Here is a 20,056-nt window from a genome sequence, read left to right as displayed (position 1 = left end):
CTCGGTCAGGTTGTGGCTGATGTTCAGATCGACCAGCGTCTGACGGGTGTCATACAGCGGGCAGTTGACCCGGCAGTCCGGCTTGCGCGACAGGTAGTCGCCGGTGTGGCGGGCGCGGGCGTGACGCGCCAGTCTTCAGCCAGGGCATAGCTGCTTTCCAGGCGGTAGGTGCGCCGAGCACGGCCTTCCAGACGTTGATCCGTATTGGCATCAATGGCATCCAGCCAGTCATAGCCGGCTTGCAGGGTCAGAGCGTCGGTGGCTTGCCACTTGGCATTCAGCTCAAGGCCACGGATACGTGCCTTGTCCACGTTTTCATACTCATAGAAGCCCCGGAAGCGACCGCCACCAATGGGCACGCTGCGCACCAGGCGCGCGTTGATCAGGTCATCCACGTCACTGTGGTGCAGCACGGCATCCAGATCGAGATCGCCCAAGGTGCGGCCGAACGCCAGCTCCCAGGATTTCGATTGTTCTGGCTGCAGGTCCGGGTTGCCGGTGATGACGCTGGAGCCACCGCCGCGACTGAAGCTGGCGTACTGCTCCAGTAGCGAGGGGGCGCGGAAGCCTTCGCCATAACCCAGGCGGGCGCGCCAGCCTTCATCACTCCAACCCAGACTGGCTTTGGGGGTGAGGGCGTTGTCGAAGTCGTCGAAGCGGTCATAGCGGCCGCCGGCAACCAGTGTCCACGACTCATTGATCTGCCATTCGTCCTGCAGCAGCGCAAAGCTGTTATCGCGGGCCGCCGACTGCGAGTTGATGGTCACATCCAGCTCGTCACGGTTATAGCCACCGCCGAGAGTCAGCTTGTGGCTGTCGAAGATCGGCAGGCTATACAGCGCGTCACTTTGGTATTGCTTGTAGAGCGTGTTTTCTTTCAGCGTCTCGGGGAAGCTGCGGTTGGTAGCACCGCTGCTGCGGCCATAACTGCTGCGCAGTTTGAGTTCGCCGGCACCGATCAGTCGTTGATAGTCGAGGCCGTAGAAATTGCGTTGCTCGTCTTCATAGTTGCTGTAAGCCACGCTATCGAAGACAGGCGGGCCGCCACCGGGGCGGCGCACCAGTGCTTCGGCATCGCGGTCATTGTCGCGATCGAAAATTTCTACTGCCCAGCCCAGCGATTGCACCTCATTCGGTGTCCACTTGCCTCGGTAGGCGGCCGACAGGTTGATCAGCCGCCCGGCATCGTCCTGAGTCGAATCCTCGTGGTGCAGAGGCTGGCGCTGCTCCTGTTCCAGCGTCAGCGAGTGGCCCAGGGTACTGTCGCCAAAGCGTGCGTTGAGCCCTGTCTGCAGGGTTTCGCGTCCCTCGCGTGCGGCACCGGCGGTTACCTGAGTGCTGATCCCCGGGTCTTCACCCGGCTGGCGCGTGATGATGTTGACGACCCCACCCAATGCATCCGAGCCATACAGTGAGGACATGGGGCCTCGTACGATCTCGATACGTTCGATATCGAAGGTGCTGATCTGGTTGGGGTTGTTGCTGCTGTAATTGTTGGTACGGCGCTGGCCGTTGATCAGTACCAGGCTCTGGTTGCTGTTGAAGCCGCGAATCGAAATGGCGCCGGTGGCACCGGAATTGTTGGTTTGTACACCGGTGGCGGACTTGAGCACCTCGGTGACGCTATGAGCTGAGTGCTGGTTCAGCTCTTGACGATCGATCACCTGGACCGAGGCCTGTACATCTTCAATTGGCTGCGGAGTACCGGTGGCGGTCACCACCATTTCTTCCAGCTCCAGAGGAGCAGCAAACAGAGAGGAACTGGTGGCGCAGGCAAGGGCCGTGAGTGCCAAAGCGGGAATACGGGACATGGATAGATTCCTGAGTGCAAAGACATGCCCGGCACAGCATTGGCCAGGCGTTAACACAAGCATCAGGCGTGGGTAGGGGGAGCTCGGTTGGGGGGCGCTAGCAAGAAGGGGGGATACCACCGCAGCAACTGATCCTGCAGTTGAGCGGCCTGGCTATCCAACATCGGGGGTGCTGGCGGCAGATACGACCAGACCGGCAGTGTGCTGGCCTGAGTGGCGCATTGCGCACAGAGTGTATGGCCTGAGTCGTCTTCGTCACTGACATCCAGCCATTGCGCACCCTGAGAGCTGCAGAACAGCATGAAGTCGCTAGCCGTCATCAATGGCGCTGCCCAGACCAGCAAGCTGGCACGTAGCAGCATGCCGGCAAGGGCAAAGGCGATTAGCCAGTCGCGAGATGATTGGGAAAGCGGCATCAGGGTGACCTTTTAGGGGGCATTATTGTATTGGAAACTCTTTTGCCTGCAGCCGGACTGATTGCCGCAGGCGCCCTCTTGAATGTCAGCATAGTGGTGCGTTGCGCGAGCGTCGATTTTCCAGCAGCCGCTGAAACAATCCCGGATCCCGCCACTCCTGGCAGATGCGTTCGGAGAAGCGGATCTGCTCCAGCCGGAAATCGCCCATGCGCGGGTTGTAGGCATCCTCGCGGAAGCACTGGGCATAGCCGGTTTCGGTCTCGTGGGCGATCACCGAGTGCAACCGCACGTCCTGTTCGCCGTTGACCATCTCGGTCAGCTGCAGCAGGCCGTCCACCAGGCGGAAGATCACCCGGGAGAACTGCTCGGCGCTGGGCGATACCGGCAGGCTGATCCAGCGCTCGGAGAAGCGCTGGCAGCTGGCAATGTAGTTGGGGTCGTCACCGTCCCAGAAGGTTACTGCGTGGTCGAAGGCGTCGATCAGGTCGCGCACATCGCCTTTGAGCAGCCCGAAGTCGTAGACCATCTGGCCGTTATCCAGAGCGTGGGCCTCCAGCAGCAGTTCGATCTTGTACGAGTGGCCGTGCAGCGAGCGCGAGCAGCGCCGGCTGCTGCAGCCGCGCACGATATGCGCGCTCTCGAACTTGAACAGCTTGCGGATCAGCATGCCGGCTCCTGGCCGGGCATACGTGCCTCCGTGTGCAGCCGTTCGACCAGATCATTCAGCGCCAGGCTGCCGAGGTTGTCGCCGGCGCGGCTGCGCAGGGTGACGCGGCCCTCGGCCTTCTCCTGTTCGCCGATCACCAACAGGTAGGGCACCTTCTGCAGGGTGGCTTCGCGGATCTTGTAGCCGATCTTCTCATTGCGCAGGTCCGCCGCCGCACGCAGGCCGGCGCGCTTGAGGGCGGCGAGTACCTGGCGGGCGTAGTCGTTCTGCCCTTCGGAAATGGTCAGCACGGCCGCCTGCTGCGGGGCTAGCCACAGCGGGAACAGCCCGCTGTAGTGCTCAATGAGAATGCCGGTGAAGCGTTCCAGCGAGCCGAACAGGGCGCGGTGCAGCATCACCGGGCGTTCGCGTTCGCCCTGTTCGTTGACGTAGCTGATGTCGAAGCGCTCCGGCAGGTTGAGGTCCACCTGCAGGGTGCCGCACTGCCAGTCGCGGCCGATCGCATCGCGCAGGACGAACTCCAGCTTGGGCCCGTAGAACGCACCTTCGCCGGGGTTTAGCTGGTAGTCGATGTTCATCCGTTGCAGCGCGCCGGACAGCGCGCCTTCCAGCTGATCCCAGGTGGCGTCGCTGCCGATGCGGTTGGCCGGGCGGGTGGACAGCTTCACCGCCACTTCGTTGAAACCGAAGTCACGGTAGATGGCGAACACCAGGGCGATGGTGTCGGCGCATTCCTGTTCCATCTGCGCGGCGGTGCAGAAGATGTGCGCGTCGTCCTGGGTGAAGTGGCGCACGCGCAGCAGTCCGTGCAGCGCGCCGGACGGCTCGTAGCGGTGCACCTTGCCGAACTCGGCCATGCGCAGCGGCAGGTCGCGGTAGCTCTTCAGGCCGCGGGCGAACAGCGCCACGGCACCGGGGCAGTTCATCGGCTTGAGGGCGAAAACGCGCTCGTCCTCGGTGCTGGTGGTGAACATGGCCTCGCGGTAGTTGAACCAGTGCCCGGAGGTTTCCCACAGGCTGCGGTCCATCACGTCCGGGGTGTTGACCTCGACATAGCCGGCGGCGTCCTGCTGCTGGCGCATGTAGTTGATCAGCTGCTGGAACAGGGTCCAGCCCTTGGGGTGCCAGAACACCGAGCCCGGGGCGCAGTCGTCGAAATGGAACAGATCGAGTTGCGGGCCGAGCTTGCGGTGGTCGCGCTTACCGGCTTCTTCCAGACGGGTGAGATGGGCCTTGAGCTCTTTGCTGTTGGCCCAGCAGGTGCCGTAGATGCGTTGCAGCGCGGCGTTCTTCGCATCGCCGCGCCAGTAGGCGCCGGCCACCTTGGTCAGCTTGAACGCCTGCAGATGGCCGGTGCGCGGGATATGCGGGCCGCGGCAGAGGTCTTCGAAGTCGCCCTGGCGGTACAGCGACAGCACTTCGCCGGCCGGAATGTCGCGGATCAGCTCGGCCTTGTAGTGCTCACCCTGGGCCGCGAAATGGGCGATGGCTTCATCACGTGGCAGCTCGCGGCGGCTGACGGGCAGGTCGGCGGCTGCCAGCTCGCTCATACGCGCCTCGATCAGCGCCAGGTCATCTGGGGTGAAGGGGCGCTCGAAGGCGAAGTCGTAGTAGAAGCCGTCCTCGATCACCGGGCCGATGGTCACCTGGGCGCTGGGATACAGCTGCTTGACCGCCATGGCCAGCAGGTGTGCGCAGGAGTGGCGCAGCAGCTCCAGGCCCTCGGGGTCGCGCGCGGTGATCAGGCTGAGCTGGGCGTCGTGGTCGATCAAGGCGCTGGTGTCCACCAGGCGGCCATTCAGGCGGCCGGCCAGGGCGGCCTTGGCCAGGCCGGGGCCGATATCGGCGGCGACTTCGGCCACGCTCAGGGGTTGGGCATAGTGACGCTGGCTGCCATCGGGCAGGGTGATGCTGGGCATGTCGGTTCTCTGATCAGGTCGGTTAACGGAGGGCTCAGCCGCGCTGGTAGCGCAGCGGCAACCCCTGGCAATCGTGTTGCAGCTGGCCCTCATGCCAGGCCAGTTGGCCGGAGACGACGGTGCTGCGTACGGCATGGCGGAAGGCGCGGCCCTGGAAGGGCGTCCAGCCGCAGTGGGCGAGGATCGGGTCGGCGGCCACCGGGCGCGGCTCGGCCAGGCGTTCGATCAGCGTCAGGTCGGCCCAGTAGCCTTCGCGCAGGTAGCCGCGCTGCTCGATGGCAAAGCGCTGCGCCACCGCATGACTGGTCTTCTCCACCAGAGTGGTGAGGGGCAGCAGGCCGTCGGCCACCAGTTCCAGCAGGGCCGGCAGGGCGTGCTGCACCAGCGGCAGGCCGGACGGCGCCTGCAGGTAGGGGCGCTGCTTCTCGTCCAGGGTATGCGGGGCGTGGTCGGTGCCGATGATGTCCAGCCGCCCGCAGAGCAGAGCTTGGCGCAGGGCGTTGCGGTCGGCCTGGGTCTTGATCGCCGGGTTGCACTTGATCAGGTGGCCGAGCGCCGCGTAGTCGCGGTCATCGAAGTACAGGTGATGGGCGCAGACCTCGGCGGTGATCTGCTTGCCGGCCAGCGGGCCTGGCTGGAACAGGCTCAGCTCGCGGGCGGTGGTGATGTGCAGCACGTGCAGCTGGGTATCGAAGCGGCGCGCCAGGCTCACGGCCAGGCTGGAGGACTGGTAGCAGGCCTCGGCATCGCGGATCAGCGGGTGCTGATCGGGCGGAATCTGCTCGCCATAGCGGTTGTGCCAGAGCAATTCGCGCTCGCGGATGCGTGGGGTGTATTCGCAGTGGGTGAGGACAATGGTCGGGCAATCACGGAACAGGCGCTCCAGCGAGGGCAGGTCGTCGACCAGCATGTTGCCGGTGCTGGCGCCCATGAACACCTTCACCGCCGCCACCCGGTTGGGGTCGAGTGCCGCGACGATGTCGAGGTTTTCGTGGCTGACGCCGAAGTGGAAACCGAAGTTGGCCATGGAGCAGCTGGCCGCGCGTCGCTCCTTGGCCTCCAGCGCATCAAGATTGAGCGTTGGCGGGTTGGTGTTGGGCATGTCCATCACGCTGGTGATGCCGCCGGCCACGGCCGCGCGGGATTCCGTGGCGAAGCTGCCCTTGTGCGGCGCGCCGGGGTCACGGAAGTGCACCTGGTCGTCGATCATGCCCGGCAGCAGGTACTGCCCGGCGGCGTCGATCTCGGTGTGGGCATTGAGTCCGCTGATGCTGGTGGCGATCTTCTCGATGCGGCCGTGGCGTACCAGCAGGTCAGCCTCGAACTCGCGGCCCTCGTTGATCAGGCGGGCGTTCCGGATCAGCAGATCAGTCATGGGGATGTTCCCGATTGCAGTGAGGGGGCGTTGGCACCGGGTCATAACCGCCCGGGTGCCAGGGGTGGCAGCGGCCCAGGCGGCGCACGGCCAGCCAGCTGCCACGCAGCGTTCCGTGGCGTTCGATGGCTTCGATGGCGTAGTGCGAGCAGCTGGGATGGAAGCGGCAGCGCGGCCCGAGTAGGGGGCTGATCAGGTACTGGTAGAGCCGCACCAGGCCCAGCAGCGGGCGTTTCATTGCGGCACGCTGATCACGCACACCCGTTCATCGCGGATGGCGTTGTAGAAGCAGTTGGGGCGACCGGTGTGGCAGGCCGGGCCCTGTTGCTCGACCAGTAGCAGCACGGCGTCGCCGTCACAGTCCAGGCGTGCCTCGACCAGCCGTTGGCGGTGGCCGCTGGTTTCGCCCTTGCGCCACAGTTGCTGGCGCGACCGCGACCAGTAGCAAACCTGACCGCTGGCGAGGGTTTCCTCCAATGCCGCCCGGTTCATCCAGGCCAGCATCAGCACCTCGCCGCTGTCGTGCTGTTGGGCGATGGCGGCGATCAGGCCGTCGGCACTCCAGGGGATGGCCGCCAGCACCTCGGCCAGCGGGCGGCTGTCGCCCAGCCCGGCCTGCTCCAGTTGCAGCCACAGGTTCATGGTTTGAGCGCGGCCAGCAGGGTGTCGAGGTTGTGCTGGAACATGCCCAGGTAGGTGCTGGCCGGCCCCGCGCTGGCCAGGGCATCGGAATACAGGGTGCCGCCGACGCGGGCTCCGGCCTCGTCGGCAATCTGCCGTACCAGACGCGGGTCGCGGATGTTTTCCACGAACACGGCGCGCACGCCTTCGCTGCGCAGCTGACGGATCAGTGCGGCGACTTCGGCAGCGGACGGCTCGTCATGGGTGGACAGGCCCTGCGGCGCGATGAACTGCAGCTGCCAGGCCTGGCCCAGGTAGCCGAAGGCATCGTGGCTGGTCACCACCTTGCGCTGGCTGGCCGGCAGGTTGGCCAGGCGCGAATTGGCCTGCTTGAGCAGCGCATGCAGCTTGGCCAGGTAGGTGTCGCGGTTGGCGGCGTAGGCGTCGGCATGCGCCGGGTCGAGCTGGCTGAGCGCCTGGGTGATGTTGCGCACGTAGATCTCGGCGTTGCTCAGGCTCTGCCAGGCGTGTGGGTCGGCGACTTTCTCGCCGTCCTCCTTCAGCCACAGCGGCAGCACGCCCTGGCTGGCGTCGATGCGCCGGCCGCGCGCTTCGCTGCTGGCCAGCAGGCGTTCCAGCCAGGGCTCGAAGCCCAGACCGTTGGCGATGATCAGGTCGGCCTGCAGCAGTGTGCGCGCATGTTCCGGGCTGGGTTCGAAAACATGGGCGTCTTCGTCGGGCCCGACCAGGTTGGTCAGGGCGATGTGCTCACCGCCAACGGCGCGGGTCAGGTCGGCGAGGATGCTGAAGCTGGTGACCACCTGCGGCTTGTCGGCGGCGGGCAGTGACAGCGGCAGGAGCAAAGCGATCAGGGCGAGCAGGGCGCGCATGGGTTTTCCTCAGGGCGATGTGGGTAAGGGGGCCGGGCGCCAGAGACCGTGGACCGGCCCGGCGATCACCGAGATCAGGTAGGCCAGCCCGGCCAGCAGGACGATGCAGGGTCCGCTCGGCAGGCCGGCGTGGTAGGACAGCAGCAGGCCGAGCCAGACGCTGGCGGCGCCGATCAGCGCGGCGAGCAGCAGCAGGTGTGGCAGGTGGCGGCTCCAGAAGCGCGCGGCGGCGGCCGGCAGCATCATCAGTCCGACCACCATCAAAGCGCCGATGGCCTGGAAGCCCATCACCAGGTTCAGCACCACCAGGGCCAGGAACAGGCCGTGCACCAGCGGACCGATGCGGCTGACGCTGCGCAGGAACAGCGGGTCGAGGCTGTCCAGCGCCAGCGGGCGGTAGATCATCAGCAATACGGTCAGGCTGATGGCCGCCACGCTGAGCATGCCGTGCAGGGTGGGCAGGTCCACCGCCAGCGCCGAGCCAAACAGCAGGTGCATCAGGTCCAGCTTGCGCCCGGCCAGGCCGAGCAGCAGCACGCCGCTGGCCAGCGAGATGGGGTACAGGGCGGCCAGGCTGGTGTCTTCGCGCAGCCCGGTGCGACGCGTGACCCAGGCGGCCAGCATGGCCATGCCCAGGCCAGCGACCAGGCCACCGGCGGTCAGCGCCGGCAGGCTCAGGCCGAACAGCCAGAAGCCCAGCGCGGCGCCGGGCAGGATGCCGTGGGCGATGGCGTCGCCAATCAGGCTCATGCGCCGCAGCATCAGGAACACCCCCAGCGGTGCGGCGCTGCAGGCCAGTGCCAGGCCACCGAACAGGGCGCGGCGCAGGAAGGCGAATTCGGCGAAGGGCTGCCACAGCGGGTCGATCATCAGGCCACGCGCTCCAGCCGCGCGCCGCGCAGCTCGCTGACCGGCGCCAGGATGCAGCCCTGTGCGGACACCAGCAGGGCGTTGTCCAGCCAGTCGCTAAGGTGGCCCACGGCGTGGCTGACCACCAGCAGCGTGCGGCCTTCGGCCTGCCACTGGCGGGCGCGTTGCCAGAACAGCGCCTGGCCTTCGGCGTCGAGTGCCGCTTCCGGTTCGTCGAGCAACAGCAGACGGGCACCGGTCAGGTCGAGGCGGGCGAGCAGGGCGCGCTGCAGCTGGCCGCCGGACAGCGCCTCCAGCGGCAGTGCCTGCAGCCCGTTCAGCTGCCAGCGCTCCAGCGTCTGCTCCAGCCTGGCCCGTTGTGCGGCGCGCGAGTGCTTCTGCGACCACAGTCCGCCGGCCACCAGGGCGTCCAGGCGAATGGGAAACTGGCGGTCGAAGGCCTGCTGCTGGATCAGCACGCCGATGCCGCCCTGGCGTGGCGCCTCCACCCGCACCCGGCCCGCCAGCGGCGCCTGCCAGCCGGCGATGACCTTGAGCAGGCTGCTTTTGCCGCAGCCGTTGTGGCCGATCACGGCGGTCAGGCTGCCGGCTGCCAGGTGCAGGTCCAGCGGCGGGGTCAGTGGCCGGCCGGGCGGTCCCCATTGCAGGCCCTCGCAGCGGATCATGCCGGCCGGCTCCACTGGCTGCGGGCCACGGCGTCGTGGGCATGCAGGCTTTCGGCGTGCACCACTTCTAGGGCGAAGCCGAGCAGCCCGTCCTGCTCGCGCAGGCTATGGTGCAGGCGGCGCGCGGCGTCCTCGCAGAACATCAGGTTCTGCCCGTTGGCCAGGGCGAAGGCCTGTTCATCGGCGCGTTTGACCGCCGTCTGCAGGGCGGTACCCAGGGCGGCCTCGGCGCTGTCCAGCCAGTGCAGCAGTGGCAGCTCCTGCAGCGTCGGGTCCAGGTGCAGCTGCAGGCGCGCCTCGCTGCGCTGGCTGTGCGGGGTGGCAAGGATGCCCTGTGAGCTGCCCAGCCATTCGATGATATCGGCATGATCGAGTGATTTGCCGGCAAAATCGTCCACAAATCGCTTCTGAATCAGTTGCCGGGCCAGCGCCGCCGAGCACGGGCAGGTCGAGGAATAGCCCAGTGTCAGCTGCAGTTCCACGTGAAACCCCGTGGCGTCCAGCCGGGTGTTGAGCTCCACGGGGTAGGCCTTCCAGCCGGCCAGCGGGCTGACCAGGGCCGGGCGCTTGAGCAGCAGCTCGCCGCGCAGGTTGAGGTAGGCGCGTTGCGACAGGCCTTCGTGGCTGTCCAGGAACTGGCGCAGCACCCGCTGCACGGCCGGCAGGCTCAGCGGCTGGTGTTCCAGGGCTTCCAGTGCCAGGTACAGGCGCGACATGTGAATGCCCCGCGCGCTGGCATCATCCAGGCTGACCCCGGCATCCACCCGGCAGGCCAGCGGCATGCCGGCCAGCTGCACGGGCAGGGCGATCTGCTGCATGCCGACGAAGTCCAGCGCGGGCTGCGCCTGGGCGCTGGTTTGCGCGGCAATATCGGGGAGAGTCAGGGCGTTCATCGGGAACCTGTGGCGGCGAGGGCGGTTGTTCAAAATGTTATGTTATAACAAAATAAAGCGACACCCCTGACGAGTCCACCCCGTGATCAGCGAAGCCGACCTGCTTGCCATGCCTGCCGACACCTACATGAACGAGGTGCAGCAGGCGTTCTTCCGCCAGCGCCTGCTGGAGCAGCGTGCCGAGCTGCAGCAGCGCATCGACGAGGAGTTCGGCCAGCTGCGCGAGCAGCAGCCGGCCAGCGATCCGGCCGATCTGGGCAGCGCCGAGGAGCAGCGCCAGTGGCAGCTGCGCCTGCTGGAGCGGGAGAAGAAGCTGCTCGACAAGATCGACGAAGCGCTGGAGCGCCTGGCCCGCGGCGAGTACGGCTGGTGCAGCGAGACCGGCGAGCCGATCGGCCTGCGCCGTCTGCTGCTGCGACCCACCGCCAGCCTGTGCATCGAGGCCAAGGAACGTCAGGAACAACGCGAACGCCATATCCGTGATGTGCGAGGAAACCCCAATGGATAACCGCTTACCCGTCACCGTGCTGTCGGGCTTTCTCGGCGCCGGCAAGAGCACCCTGCTCAACCACGTGCTGAAGAATCGCGACGGCCTGCGCGTGGCGCTTATCGTCAACGACATGAGTGAGATCAACATCGACGGCAGCGAAGTGCAGCGCGACGTCAGCCTCAACCGCGCCGACGAGAAGCTGGTGGAGATGAGCAACGGCTGCATCTGCTGCACCCTGCGCGAAGACCTGCTGGAGGAAGTCGCGCGGCTGGCCCGCGACGGCCGCTTCGACTACCTGCTGATCGAGTCCACCGGCATCAGCGAGCCGCTGCCGGTGGCCGAGACCTTCACCTTCCGCGACGAGCAGGGCCAGAGCCTGTCCGACCTGGCGCGCCTGGATACGCTGGTGACGGTGGTCGACGGGGTGAACTTCCTGCGCGATTTCCATGCCGCCGAGAGTCTGGCCAGTCGCGGCGAGACGCTGGGTGAGGAAGACGAGCGCTCGATTACCGACCTGCTGATCGAACAGGTGGAGTTCGCCGACGTCATCCTGATCAGCAAGACCGACTTGATCTCCAGCGCCGAGCGCGAGGAACTGACGGCCATCCTGCGCGGACTCAACACCGAGGCCGAGATCGTGCCGATGGTGATGGGCCAGGCGCCGCTGGCGAAGATCCTCAACACCGGTCGCTTTGATTTCGACCGCGCTTCCCAGGCGCCCGGCTGGCTCAAGGAGCTGCGTGGCGAGCACGTGCCGGAGACCGAGGAGTACGGCATCGCCTCGACCGCCTACCAGGCGCGCCGGCCCTTCCACCCAGAGCGCTTCTTCGCTTTCCTCAATCGCGAGTGGGTCAATGGCCGCCTGCTGCGCTCCAAGGGTTACTTCTGGCTGGCCAGCAAGTACCAGGAGGCCGGCAGCTGGTCGCAGGCCGGCGGCCTGATGCGCCATGGCTATGCCGGGCGCTGGTGGCGCTTCGTGCCCAAGACCCAGTGGCCCGAGGACGAGGACGGTCTGCGCACCGTCATGAGCAAATGGAGCGCCGAGGTCGGCGACTGCCGCCAGGAGCTGGTGTTCATCGGCCAGAACATCGACTTCGCGCGCCTGCGCGCCGAGCTGGACGACTGCCTGCTGACCGACGCCGAAATGGCCGCCGGCCCCGAAGCCTGGCAACGCCTGCCCGACCCCTTCGGCGCCTGGACCGAGGAGGCCGCCTGATGCTGGCGCTCAAGCTGCGACCGCCGCCCCGCGCGTGTCTGGGGGCCGAGCCCGAGGTGCTTGCCGAGGCGCTGCAGGAGGGCGTCAACCTGGCGGTCTGGCAGCGCCGCCTGGCGCCGCAGGTCGAGGACTTCGTGCGCATCCTGCTGGCCCAGCCGCTGGAGGTGGCGGAGTCCGTGCAGATCGAGGTGGGCGCCGACGAGCAGCTGCGCCTGCCCGCGCTGCTGCGGTCGCAGGCCGACTTTCATGGCTATGACGCCTTCATTGCCGATCTCACCTGGCTGGCCGAGGCATTTGCCTGCCTGCTCGGTGCCCGGCGTATCGGTCTGCGTCTGCGCAGCCTGACCAAGCCGATGTGCCCGCGCTTCCACGTCGACCACGTGCCACTGCGGCTGATCAGCACCTACGCCGGGGTGGCCAGTGAATGGCTGGAGGAAGGCGGCATGGACCGCCGCCGTCTCGGCGAGGCTCAGGCCGAACCGCATGACGGCGAGCGCATCCAGCGTCTGGAAGCTGGCTGGGTGGCGCTGGCCAAGGGCGAGAAATGGCCGGGCAATGAAGGCGCCGGGTTGATTCACCGCTCGCCGACTCCGCCGCCGGGTGAGCGTCGTCTGCTGCTGACGCTGGACTGGCTGGCCTAGCGCGCCATCCACACGCCCTTGTACTGCTGCTCGCAGGCGGGCTTGAGATAGGTCGCATCGGTGGCCACGCCGTAGTAATGGATGTCCTGCTGGTAGGGCGTGCCGCTGACCTTGGCGCCGCGGCACACGCCGTAGCTGCTGCTCGGGCATTGCGGGGCGAAGCTGACTTCGACCTTCTGCCCCTTCAGCTGCGGGGCACAGAAGCCGTTGCGGAACAGCTGCTGGGGAATGGTGCGGTTCTCCTGACACAGCTTCACATCCAGCTGATTGCTCTGGCTGTGGATGATGCAGGCCTCGGCCTGTGCCAGCAGGGGCAGGCCGGCCAGCAGGAGGGTCAGGACAATACGCATGATGGGCAATCCGCTGAAAATAAGGCGCGACTCTAGCAAGCCCGTGCGGCGCGCAAAACCCGGCGCTTGAGTGGTCCCCCTGCTTGATGCCTAATCGGCGCTTTGCGCCGTCCGAGAGAAGCCATGCTCAGTCATATTCCCACCCACCTGATTGCCGGCCCGCTGGGCGCAGGCAAGACCAGCCTGATCCGCCACCTCTTGGCGCACAAGCCGGCGGGTGAGCGCTGGGCGGTGCTGATCAACGAGTTCGGCCAGATCGGTCTGGATGCGGCACTGCTGACGACCGGCGCGGATGGCATCGGTCTGGCCGAGGTTCCCGGAGGCTGCCTGTGCTGCGTCAATGGCGCGCCCTTTCAGGTCGGACTCTCGCGGCTGCTGCGTCAGTCGCGCCCGGACCGGCTGCTGATCGAGCCCTCCGGTCTTGGCCATCCCGCCGAGCTGCTGCAGCAACTGGCTGCGGCGCCCTGGGAGGGGGTGCTGGCGCTGCAGCCCTGCGTGCTGGTGCTGGATGCCCAGGCGTTGGCCAGCGGCGAACTCCTGCCCGCCAGTCAGCAGGCGGCGCTGGGCGAGGCCGGCCTGCTGGTGCTGAACAAGGCCGAGGGGCTGGACGCTGATGCACGAGCCCGGGTGCAGGCTGCGTTGCCGCCCTGTCCGCTGATCTGGACCAGCCAGGGAGCGCTGGCGTTCGATCAGTTGCCGGGTCATCAGGTGCAGGCCGGCGCCGAGCAGGCCGGACTGAAACTGCCGACGGGAACTGCGCCGCTGGCACAGATCTGGACGTCGCCCGAGCAGCCGATCTGCCAGGTACAGCAGGCCGCGGAGGGCTGGAGCATCGGCTGGCGCTGGCATCCCAGTCAGCAGTTCGACCTGCTGCGGGTTCAGCAATGGCTAGGGGCGCTGAACTGGCGCCGCGCCAAGCTGGTGCTGCAGACCAATGCCGGCTGGCTCTCGGTCAACGCGCTGGACGGTGCCCCGCTGCACTGGCAGAACAGTGAATGGCGCAAGGATTCGCGGCTGGAGCTGATCTTCGCCGAGGCTCAGGACGAGTCGGCGTTAAACGCAGCGATGCAGGCTTGCCGGAGCTGATTGCGTTTGTCTGGTTGCCTCAGCGCCAGAAGTGTTCGACCAGGCTGCCAAGCACCAGCACTGCCATGCAGGTCGCGCTGACATACAGCGCTTTGGGCGAGCTGAGCCAGCGCAGCAGATTTTGCCGGGGTTCGGCGCGCAGGGCCTGAAACATCGGCTGGTGAACCGGATCGATGCGCAGGGCAAACAGACGGTCGCGGTAGAGCAGCTCGCGCGCCCTGGCCATCTGGCTGTACAGCGGCAGGCGCAGGGCGAAATGCAGCTCGCCATCCTCGGCACGTCCCATTGCCAGCAGATGGCAGTCGATGCCGCAGGCATTCAGTTGTTGCCCCAGATGCTCGATAAAGCCTTCGTGAGTGGATTCCAGCAAGACGAACATCCTGTTCCCTCCTTGTGTGCAGCCGCGGACTATGCCCGATGGCCACAGAACTGACGAGTCGCCCGACAGCGCCGATACTATGCGGGTTGAGTTTGCTCAAGGCTGTTTACCCATGCACCTGCTTCCCTGGTCCCACTCCTGTTCCGCCGGTTTTACCCTGCGTGGCTGGCACACGCCGCCGTCGGGCAAACCGCTGCTGCACTTCCTGCACGGCAACGGTTACTGCGGACGGGTCTATGAGCCGCTGCTGGCGCTGTTGGCCGAGGATTTCGACCTGTGGCTGTGCGACGTTCAGGGTCATGGCGACAGCGATCACGGCGGGCGTTTTCACGGCTGGAACCGCAGCGCCGAGCTGGCCGTGGAAGCCTTTGAGGCAGGTCGCGGGGTGTTCGGCGCGGTGCCCTGTTTCGCCGTCGGCCACAGCTTTGGCGGGGTGCTCACCAGCCTGATCCTGGCGCGCCATCCCGAGCTGTTCCGGCGTGCCGTGCTGCTCGATCCGGTGCTGTTTAGCCCGACGATGATCGGGGTGATGGCCCTGTCCGATGTGGTGGGTCTGAGCCAGCGCAATACACTGGCGCAGAAGGCCCGTGGCCGCCGCCGCGAGTGGCCGGACCGACAGGCGGCCTGGAAGAGCCTGCACAACCGCGGCATGTTTCGCGGCTGGGACGCCGCAGCTTTCAACGCCTACATCGAGCATGCGCTGAAGGACAGCGCGACCGGCGTCGAACTCAAGTGCAAGCCGAGTCGCGAGGCGGAAATCTTCGCCTCTTTCCCGCGCCGCCTGTGGCCAAGTCTGGCCAAAATCGCAGTGCCCACCCAGGTGCTGCATGGCGAACGCAGTTATCCCTTCGTGGCCAAGTCGGTGGCGCGCTGCTGTGCTAGCAATCCGCACTTCAGTGGCCAGGTGGTCGCCGGCGGGCATTGCTTCATGCAGGAGTTTCCCGCTGCCAGTGCGGCGCGGGTGCGTGACTTCCTGTTGCGCTGAACCGGGCTACAGGCTCAGCCGTCGCTGCCATCGCGCCGGGGAGGCAGGCTCGGGTGGCTGCGCTTCCATTCGGCGATATGCACCACATTGGCACTGTCCTGTGCCGTGGTTTGGTGCGGGTGGGCGTCCAGCTGAATATGGCCGAGCTGCTGGCCGAACATGCTTAGGTTGCCGCGCAGGCGCTGGTCGCCGGTGACGGTGAACTCGAAATCGTACAGCCGCGCCAGGCGCAGATGACCGCGTCCGTCGCGCTGCAGGCGCAGGCCGCGCAGGGCGACATTCTCGTCGAGCAATTCGATATCCAGCCGGGCGCAGTGCTGGCGTGCCAGCAGCAGGGCGCGCTCGCGAATGCCATGACCGCGCCACAGCCACGCGGCGACGGCGAGAAAAAGCATAACCAGGGTCATATCGGCGAGGCTGAACATGCGGGCGTTCCTCAGCGGCTTGCTGTCAGCTTAAACCATGCGCCTGGCCGCCGCAGCCGGGGCGGCCGGAAACCATGATCGGTGCACCGCCCGGTGTCACCGGCGTGCCTCAGTGTTGCTCGGCAATCGCCTGGTAGCGGGCTTCCAGCTCCTGACGCAGGGCCCGGCGCTGCTGAGCCTGGGCAAAACGCCGCTTGCCCTCGGCGGTCTGCGGCTGCAGTGGCGGAACGGCCACCGATTTGCCGTTTTCGTCCACGGCCACCATGGTGAAGAAGCAGCTGTTGGTGTGGCGGACCAGACGCTTGTGGATGTCTTCGGCGACTACCTTGATGCCGACTTCCATGGAGCTGCGCCCGGTGTAGTTGACGGTGGCGAGGAAGGTCACCAGATCACCGACATGGATCGGCTGGCGGAAGTTGACCTGATCCACCGACAGGGTCACCACGTAGCAGCCGGCATAGCGGCTGGCGCAGGCATAGGCGACCTGATCCAGGTACTTGAGCAGGTTGCCGCCGTGCACATTGCCGGAAAAATTGGCCATGTCCGGGGTCATCAGCACGGTCATCGAGAGTTCGGGGTTGGCAGCGTCCATCGGGATACCTCGTTGCGGGGTGGGCTTGATACGCCGAGCGGCGTCTCGGGTCAAGCGTTGGGCGCTGCCCCGTATGCAAGAGTCCGACCAGGCTACTCGGCGATCCCTTAGTGCTGCTGCCGAGCCGACGCAGGTGGCTTTTGCCGGCTGTGCTGCAGGGCAATGTCCTATTTGCCCGCCGAGAGCCCTAGGTCGATGGCCAGATCGGCGCCGGTAATGGCGCTGGCCGTCGGCTGGCAGAGGAAGTACACCAGCTCGGCCACTTCGGCGGGCTGGACGAAGCGGGCCTTGTCACCCTGCGGGTACTTGTCCAGCAGGCCGCGGTAGTAGGCCATCGGGTTGCCGTTGCCATATTGCTGGGCCTGGAAGGCCAGCATGGGTGTGTCGATATCGCCCGGCGATACCGTGTTGACCCGCACGCCATGCGGCGCCAGATCCAGCGCCAGGGTCTTGCCGAGCAGGGTCAGGCCACCCTTGCTGGCGCAGTAGGCGGCGGCGTTCTGGTTGCCCTGATGACCGGCATCGCTGGAGATATTGACGATGCAGCCGCGGGTTTCCTTCAGGTGCGGGATGGCCGCCGAGCACATGAAGAAGGGCGCCTTGAGGTTGACCGCCATGACCAGGTCGAAGTCTTCCTCGGAGAAGGTGTCCACCGGGCCTTCGCGCCAGATGCCGGCGGCGTTGACCAGTGCATCCAGGCGGCCGACGCGGCCGAGGGTGCGCTCGACCACGTCGCGACAGGCAGCGGCCGTGCGCAGGTCGGCGGTTATGCAGCCAGCCAGCGGCATTTCATGGCCCAGCTGGGCCAGCCCGGCGGCGTTCTGGTCGGTGACCACCACCCGCCAGTTGCCCTGGTGAAAACGCTGCGCCAGGGCGCGGCCGAGGCCGCCGGCGGCGCCGGTGATCAGTACGACGGGTTGCATAGAATAAGGCCTGATACGTCCAGTTAAGGGGTACGTAGCGCTATGGTTCTCGGAGCTCGTTTAGGGGGTCGCTACTAATACGGTGCGGCTGCGCTTTACACTCTGGCGTATCCGCTTGCCGACAGTGCTCGTGCTAACGGTGTACATCCCGATACCCATTGTGATCGTCAGAATGTCCTTACAACCTGTGCCCAGATGCGCGGAGTCCTTGCTACGTCGCTTTCGGGATCTGCATTTCCAAGGCGCCAGGCGGCGAAGGTACTGATCTGCCATTCCTGAGCGGCCCAGCGTGCGCCTACACCTGCGCCTGAGAGGTTGCGATGGTTGTCTTCCGGCGTCCAGGGCTCCTTGTTGAGCCGAACCTGACCATGATCGAGGAAGGTGGACAGTTGCCAGGCCTCGTTCAAGGCGTAACGCAGCTCCATGTTGGCCAGCCAGCCTTGATCGCCTGATGCCTCGCCCTGCGGATAGGCCCGAACGCCATAGGCACCGCCAAGGTATAGCTTCTCGACGCTGTCTAGGTTGCCGTCGGCCCATTGCGCCTGCAGCTGGGAATAGAGACTGAAGCGATCGCTGAGGCGTTGCAGACGAACCAGGCTGGAATTGATCTTGTGGAATCGGCCGCGGGTGCCGGTTGTTAGGTCATCGCCGCGCTGCGCCTCTGCGCCGTCAATCGTCAGGCTGCCCTGACTCCAGGACAGCGCGAAGCTGTTGACGGCGCCACCCAACAGCGTGTCACGACTGTTGCCGTTAAGCGAAAGAAGAGTCACACGGTCACGTTTGTCGCTTTTTTGGTCGACCAGGTCGACGTCATCCTTGAGGCGCTTGTCATCAAACTGGAGCTGGCCATAGAGGCTGAAATCGCGGGAGCGTACCAAGGGTTGCAGCGCGAAGACGCTGGCGATGCGTGCATTACCATGGGCCTCGATATCTTCGAAGTCCTTACCCAACTGGTAGTCCATGTCCGAGTAGGCCAGGCCGAACTGAGTTGCCCATGGTCCGAGTGGTAACTGGTAGGCGATGCGTCCATAGCGCTGCTCTTCTTCTGAACCCATAGCGCGTAAGGTCAGACGGTCGCCGAGCCCAAGCGAGTTATTGAAATCAACGGTGGCGCCTAGACGGTATTCGCCGACAAAGCGATTCCCGTAGTTGTCGGCATCCACCGAGCCAGAGATCAGCGGAGCACGCTGTACGTCCACTAGCAGATCAGTGGTCCCGGTGCTGGTGCCGGGACGCAAGGTCGATTTCACTTCGACGCCGGGCGTGTCCTGGAGTAATAGCAGGCTGCGTTCGAGCGTTTTGCCTTGCACTGCATCGCCTGGCTGCAGTGCCTCCAATGGGGCGATGGCGCTGCCGCGCAGCCCTGCTTGGTCGTTGATCTGCACTTGGCCGTAGCGCCCTTCGAGCACGGCGATCTTTACTATACCGCCCTCGATCTCCTGGGCGGGAAGGTAAGCGCGGGTCAGCGGATAGCCGCGCTCTCGGTAGAGGCGAGTGATGCGGTTGGCAGCGATTTGCAACTGACCAACTGTCAGCTCTCGTCCAGCAAGATCAGCAAGTTGTGCGAGTAGCTCGGCACTGGGCAGAGCCTCATTGCCTTCGAGGATGAATCCATTGACTTGCAGGCGTGGGCCGGCCTCGGCCAGCGGATCTGGCGGTGCGTCAGGCAGGTTGATGTCCAGACGTTGTCTGGCAGGTAACTGCAAGGGGGCCTGATCAACGCTTTGTTGCACCTGGCCGGCATCTGGTGCTGTGGCAGCATGGGCGCTCAGCGTGATCAGAGAGGCGGCAAGACCCGCCAGCATAGAACTCGGACGCAACTTCAGATTCCTTCTGGAAGACGGATACCGCTATCGACGAGGTTCAGCTGCAGACCGGAGGTCTCGACGTCGAAGAGTTTCGGGCTGGTCATCATCAAGGGGCGGGAGGGTAGTTCATCGGTCTGTTGAGCGGTCAACTGTGCCGCTGCGAGCTGCGGATCGACGAGGTTGGCCAACGGGGAGAGGTTGCCAATCACGGTCAGTATGCCGTCCACATAGGTGATGTCGTAGTTGGCCAGCCCGGTGCCTCGGGCATTGCTGGCGACGATGGCGTAGTTGCCTGCGCTGGCGTTGAATAGCGAGCCCAGGCTGGTGAGATCCATCCCATTGACCTGATCACCCGCAATCAGGCCCGAGGTGGTGAAGCCACTCAGCGAAGCAGTTTGGCCGTAGGTCTTGTTGGCATTGCTGGCAGTGATGGTCAGCGCGGCCTTGTCGATGGTCAGGGTGCCGGCGAGCATCTCGATGTCATAGCCGAACTGGCTGGAATAGAGCCCGCTCGCACGCAGGTTGGCGCCGCTGTAGGTGCCGGCGTTGGCGCTGTTGGCGGTGTAGAGGGCGCTGCCGGAAACCAGGGCCGGGTCGTAGCCGATGGGGTACACCAGGGCGCCGGTGCTGCTGGTGGCGCTGCCGTCGTAGGTCTTGCTGGCGTTGCCGACGTTGACGCTGAGGGCAGTCATGAAGCTGCGCAGCAGCGGCGCGCTGTGGCCCTCGTACATGCGCCAGGTGGCACCCGTGCCGCCGGCGTCATCGATACTCCAGCCGGCCGCCACGAAGGGCGCCAGGCGGGTGAGCTGGGCGCTGGTCAACCCGGAGATGCCGCTGCCATTGCCGGCCCCGGCGCCCTGGGCCAGGCCGCTGGTGGTGGTGTTCCAGAAGCTGCCGGTGGCGGTGCCGACATTGCTGCCCACCAGGCCGCCGACCGCGCCGACGCTGGAGCTGGCCGTGCCTGTGGAATAGACACGCAGCAGGCTGCCGTCGTTGAACCCGACCAAGCCACCCGCCGTGGCGCTGCCCTGGGC

Annotated in this window: 22 protein-coding genes; 5 read left to right on the top strand and 17 right to left on the bottom strand. The window is 65.9% G+C overall.

Annotated elements, in window-relative coordinates:
* Window positions 1-23: 23 nt before the first annotated feature.
* From CK486_RS13805 to folE2, 10 genes are all read right to left on the bottom strand, one after another.
* Window positions 24-1,811 (bottom strand): TonB-dependent siderophore receptor, encoded by a 1,788-nt coding sequence (locus CK486_RS13805; RefSeq protein WP_176481712.1) that lies wholly within the window; start codon window positions 1,809-1,811, stop codon window positions 24-26.
* Window positions 1,812-2,312: 501 nt separating this feature from the next.
* Window positions 2,313-2,894, bottom strand: coding sequence for a 6-carboxytetrahydropterin synthase (locus CK486_RS13800; RefSeq protein WP_095940893.1), 582 nt, complete (start codon window positions 2,892-2,894; stop codon window positions 2,313-2,315).
* Window positions 2,888-4,813, bottom strand: coding sequence for a threonine--tRNA ligase (gene thrS, locus CK486_RS13795; protein WP_095940892.1), 1,926 nt, complete (start codon window positions 4,811-4,813; stop codon window positions 2,888-2,890). Before thrS ends, CK486_RS13800 begins: the two co-directional genes overlap by 7 nt.
* A gap of 34 nt (window positions 4,814-4,847) precedes the next feature.
* Window positions 4,848-6,188 (bottom strand): dihydroorotase, encoded by a 1,341-nt coding sequence (locus tag CK486_RS13790; protein ID WP_095940891.1) that lies wholly within the window; start codon window positions 6,186-6,188, stop codon window positions 4,848-4,850.
* Window positions 6,181-6,426, bottom strand: coding sequence for a membrane protein insertion efficiency factor YidD (gene yidD / locus CK486_RS13785; protein ID WP_095940890.1), 246 nt, complete (start codon window positions 6,424-6,426; stop codon window positions 6,181-6,183). The genes CK486_RS13790 and yidD overlap by 8 nt, the downstream gene beginning before the upstream one ends.
* A complete protein-coding gene (gene hisI / locus CK486_RS13780) occupies window positions 6,423-6,830 on the bottom strand; it encodes a phosphoribosyl-AMP cyclohydrolase (protein ID WP_095940889.1) in 408 nt (135 codons plus the stop codon). The genes yidD and hisI overlap by 4 nt, the downstream gene beginning before the upstream one ends.
* On the bottom strand, window positions 6,827-7,699 hold the full coding sequence (locus CK486_RS13775) for a metal ABC transporter substrate-binding protein (protein ID WP_095940888.1): 873 nt from the start codon (window positions 7,697-7,699) through the stop codon (window positions 6,827-6,829). Before CK486_RS13775 ends, hisI begins: the two co-directional genes overlap by 4 nt.
* A 9-nt stretch (window positions 7,700-7,708) precedes the next feature.
* Complete coding sequence (locus CK486_RS13770) at window positions 7,709-8,569, bottom strand: metal ABC transporter permease (protein WP_095940887.1); 861 nt, start codon at window positions 8,567-8,569, stop codon at window positions 7,709-7,711.
* On the bottom strand, window positions 8,569-9,234 hold the full coding sequence (locus CK486_RS13765; protein ID WP_095940886.1) for a metal ABC transporter ATP-binding protein: 666 nt from the start codon (window positions 9,232-9,234) through the stop codon (window positions 8,569-8,571). The genes CK486_RS13770 and CK486_RS13765 overlap by 1 nt, the downstream gene beginning before the upstream one ends.
* Window positions 9,231-10,127 carry a GTP cyclohydrolase FolE2 gene (gene folE2, locus CK486_RS13760; RefSeq protein ID WP_095940885.1) on the bottom strand — a complete coding sequence of 299 codons (897 nt, stop codon included), beginning with the start codon at window positions 10,125-10,127 and terminating at the stop codon, window positions 9,231-9,233. The genes CK486_RS13765 and folE2 overlap by 4 nt, the downstream gene beginning before the upstream one ends.
* Before the next feature lie 85 nt (window positions 10,128-10,212).
* Between folE2 and dksA the strand changes: the two genes are divergently transcribed.
* Genes dksA through CK486_RS13745 form a run of 3 tightly spaced genes read left to right on the top strand, consistent with a single transcriptional unit; the run spans window position 10,213 to window position 12,474 of the window.
* Window positions 10,213-10,635, top strand: coding sequence for an RNA polymerase-binding protein DksA (dksA, locus tag CK486_RS13755; protein ID WP_076424528.1), 423 nt, complete (start codon window positions 10,213-10,215; stop codon window positions 10,633-10,635).
* Window positions 10,628-11,833, top strand: coding sequence for a zinc metallochaperone GTPase ZigA (gene zigA / locus CK486_RS13750; protein ID WP_095940884.1), 1,206 nt, complete (start codon window positions 10,628-10,630; stop codon window positions 11,831-11,833). The genes dksA and zigA overlap by 8 nt, the downstream gene beginning before the upstream one ends.
* Window positions 11,833-12,474, top strand: a complete 642-nt coding sequence (locus CK486_RS13745) for a DUF1826 domain-containing protein (protein ID WP_095940883.1) — start codon at window positions 11,833-11,835, stop codon at window positions 12,472-12,474. The genes zigA and CK486_RS13745 overlap by 1 nt, the downstream gene beginning before the upstream one ends.
* On the opposite strand, the gene CK486_RS13740 is transcribed toward CK486_RS13745, so the two are convergent.
* Window positions 12,471-12,824, bottom strand: a complete 354-nt coding sequence (locus CK486_RS13740) for an NADH:ubiquinone oxidoreductase (protein WP_095940882.1) — start codon at window positions 12,822-12,824, stop codon at window positions 12,471-12,473. The two genes, CK486_RS13745 and CK486_RS13740, sit on opposite strands and share 4 nt — an antisense overlap.
* 123 nt (window positions 12,825-12,947) lie before the next feature.
* Here CK486_RS13740 and CK486_RS13735 point away from each other — a divergent pair, with 123 nt between their 5' ends.
* Window positions 12,948-13,910: a GTP-binding protein gene (locus CK486_RS13735; protein ID WP_095940881.1), complete on the top strand. Its 963-nt coding sequence runs from the start codon at window positions 12,948-12,950 to the stop codon at window positions 13,908-13,910.
* 19 nt (window positions 13,911-13,929) lie between these two features.
* On the opposite strand, the gene CK486_RS13730 is transcribed toward CK486_RS13735, so the two are convergent.
* Complete coding sequence (locus tag CK486_RS13730; RefSeq protein WP_095940880.1) at window positions 13,930-14,289, bottom strand: hypothetical protein; 360 nt, start codon at window positions 14,287-14,289, stop codon at window positions 13,930-13,932.
* Window positions 14,290-14,401: 112 nt separating this feature from the next.
* Here CK486_RS13730 and CK486_RS13725 point away from each other — a divergent pair, with 112 nt between their 5' ends.
* Entirely contained in the window at window positions 14,402-15,274 is an 873-nt protein-coding gene (locus tag CK486_RS13725) for an alpha/beta fold hydrolase (protein WP_095940879.1), read from the top strand.
* Window positions 15,275-15,288: 14 nt separating this feature from the next.
* Here the strand turns inward: CK486_RS13725 and CK486_RS13720 are convergent, their stop codons facing one another.
* From CK486_RS13720 to CK486_RS18095, 5 genes are all read right to left on the bottom strand, one after another.
* Entirely contained in the window at window positions 15,289-15,699 is a 411-nt protein-coding gene (locus CK486_RS13720) for a DUF3301 domain-containing protein (RefSeq protein ID WP_095940878.1), read from the bottom strand.
* 109 nt (window positions 15,700-15,808) lie between these two features.
* On the bottom strand, window positions 15,809-16,291 hold the full coding sequence (locus CK486_RS13715; RefSeq protein ID WP_095940877.1) for an acyl-CoA thioesterase: 483 nt from the start codon (window positions 16,289-16,291) through the stop codon (window positions 15,809-15,811).
* Window positions 16,292-16,458: 167 nt separating this feature from the next.
* Window positions 16,459-17,214 (bottom strand): SDR family NAD(P)-dependent oxidoreductase, encoded by a 756-nt coding sequence (locus CK486_RS13710; RefSeq protein WP_095940876.1) that lies wholly within the window; start codon window positions 17,212-17,214, stop codon window positions 16,459-16,461.
* 167 nt (window positions 17,215-17,381) lie between these two features.
* The gene (locus CK486_RS13705; RefSeq protein ID WP_095940875.1) at window positions 17,382-19,019 is read right to left on the bottom strand and encodes a ShlB/FhaC/HecB family hemolysin secretion/activation protein; all 1,638 of its coding nucleotides are present in this window, start codon (window positions 19,017-19,019) and stop codon (window positions 17,382-17,384) included.
* 17 nt (window positions 19,020-19,036) lie between these two features.
* Window positions 19,037-20,056, bottom strand: a 1,020-nt coding sequence (locus CK486_RS18095) for an MBG-2 domain-containing protein (RefSeq protein ID WP_176481711.1), incomplete at its 5' end; no start/stop codon positions are given.

Origin of the sequence: Pseudomonas sp. HAR-UPW-AIA-41 (assembly GCF_002304225.1) — a bacterium.
Taxonomy (GTDB): Bacteria; Pseudomonadota; Gammaproteobacteria; order Pseudomonadales; family Pseudomonadaceae; genus Aquipseudomonas.
Note: the sequence above shows the minus strand (reverse complement) of the source record. Positions and strands in the feature narration are given on the sequence as shown.

What these genes read in the sequence shown, in the direction of transcription:
- CK486_RS13805 (WP_176481712.1), bottom strand. Translation starts at nt 1,811, where the DNA reads ATGTCCCGTATTCCCGCTTTGGCACTCACGGCCCTTGCCTGCGCCACC.
- CK486_RS13800 (WP_095940893.1), bottom strand. Translation starts at nt 2,894, where the DNA reads ATGCTGATCCGCAAGCTGTTCAAGTTCGAGAGCGCGCATATCGTGCGC.
- thrS (WP_095940892.1), bottom strand. Translation starts at nt 4,813, where the DNA reads ATGCCCAGCATCACCCTGCCCGATGGCAGCCAGCGTCACTATGCCCAA.
- CK486_RS13790 (WP_095940891.1), bottom strand. Translation starts at nt 6,188, where the DNA reads ATGACTGATCTGCTGATCCGGAACGCCCGCCTGATCAACGAGGGCCGC.
- yidD (WP_095940890.1), bottom strand. Translation starts at nt 6,426, where the DNA reads ATGAAACGCCCGCTGCTGGGCCTGGTGCGGCTCTACCAGTACCTGATC.
- hisI (WP_095940889.1), bottom strand. Translation starts at nt 6,830, where the DNA reads ATGAACCTGTGGCTGCAACTGGAGCAGGCCGGGCTGGGCGACAGCCGC.
- CK486_RS13775 (WP_095940888.1), bottom strand. Translation starts at nt 7,699, where the DNA reads ATGCGCGCCCTGCTCGCCCTGATCGCTTTGCTCCTGCCGCTGTCACTG.
- CK486_RS13770 (WP_095940887.1), bottom strand. Translation starts at nt 8,569, where the DNA reads ATGATCGACCCGCTGTGGCAGCCCTTCGCCGAATTCGCCTTCCTGCGC.
- CK486_RS13765 (WP_095940886.1), bottom strand. Translation starts at nt 9,234, where the DNA reads ATGATCCGCTGCGAGGGCCTGCAATGGGGACCGCCCGGCCGGCCACTG.
- folE2 (WP_095940885.1), bottom strand. Translation starts at nt 10,127, where the DNA reads ATGAACGCCCTGACTCTCCCCGATATTGCCGCGCAAACCAGCGCCCAG.
- zigA (WP_095940884.1), top strand. Translation starts at nt 10,628, where the DNA reads ATGGATAACCGCTTACCCGTCACCGTGCTGTCGGGCTTTCTCGGCGCC.
- CK486_RS13745 (WP_095940883.1), top strand. Translation starts at nt 11,833, where the DNA reads ATGCTGGCGCTCAAGCTGCGACCGCCGCCCCGCGCGTGTCTGGGGGCC.
- CK486_RS13740 (WP_095940882.1), bottom strand. Translation starts at nt 12,824, where the DNA reads ATGCGTATTGTCCTGACCCTCCTGCTGGCCGGCCTGCCCCTGCTGGCA.
- CK486_RS13735 (WP_095940881.1), top strand. Translation starts at nt 12,948, where the DNA reads ATGCTCAGTCATATTCCCACCCACCTGATTGCCGGCCCGCTGGGCGCA.
- CK486_RS13730 (WP_095940880.1), bottom strand. Translation starts at nt 14,289, where the DNA reads ATGTTCGTCTTGCTGGAATCCACTCACGAAGGCTTTATCGAGCATCTG.
- CK486_RS13725 (WP_095940879.1), top strand. Translation starts at nt 14,402, where the DNA reads ATGCACCTGCTTCCCTGGTCCCACTCCTGTTCCGCCGGTTTTACCCTG.
- CK486_RS13720 (WP_095940878.1), bottom strand. Translation starts at nt 15,699, where the DNA reads ATGTTCAGCCTCGCCGATATGACCCTGGTTATGCTTTTTCTCGCCGTC.
- CK486_RS13715 (WP_095940877.1), bottom strand. Translation starts at nt 16,291, where the DNA reads ATGGACGCTGCCAACCCCGAACTCTCGATGACCGTGCTGATGACCCCG.
- CK486_RS13710 (WP_095940876.1), bottom strand. Translation starts at nt 17,214, where the DNA reads ATGCAACCCGTCGTACTGATCACCGGCGCCGCCGGCGGCCTCGGCCGC.
- CK486_RS13705 (WP_095940875.1), bottom strand. Translation starts at nt 19,019, where the DNA reads ATGCTGGCGGGTCTTGCCGCCTCTCTGATCACGCTGAGCGCCCATGCT.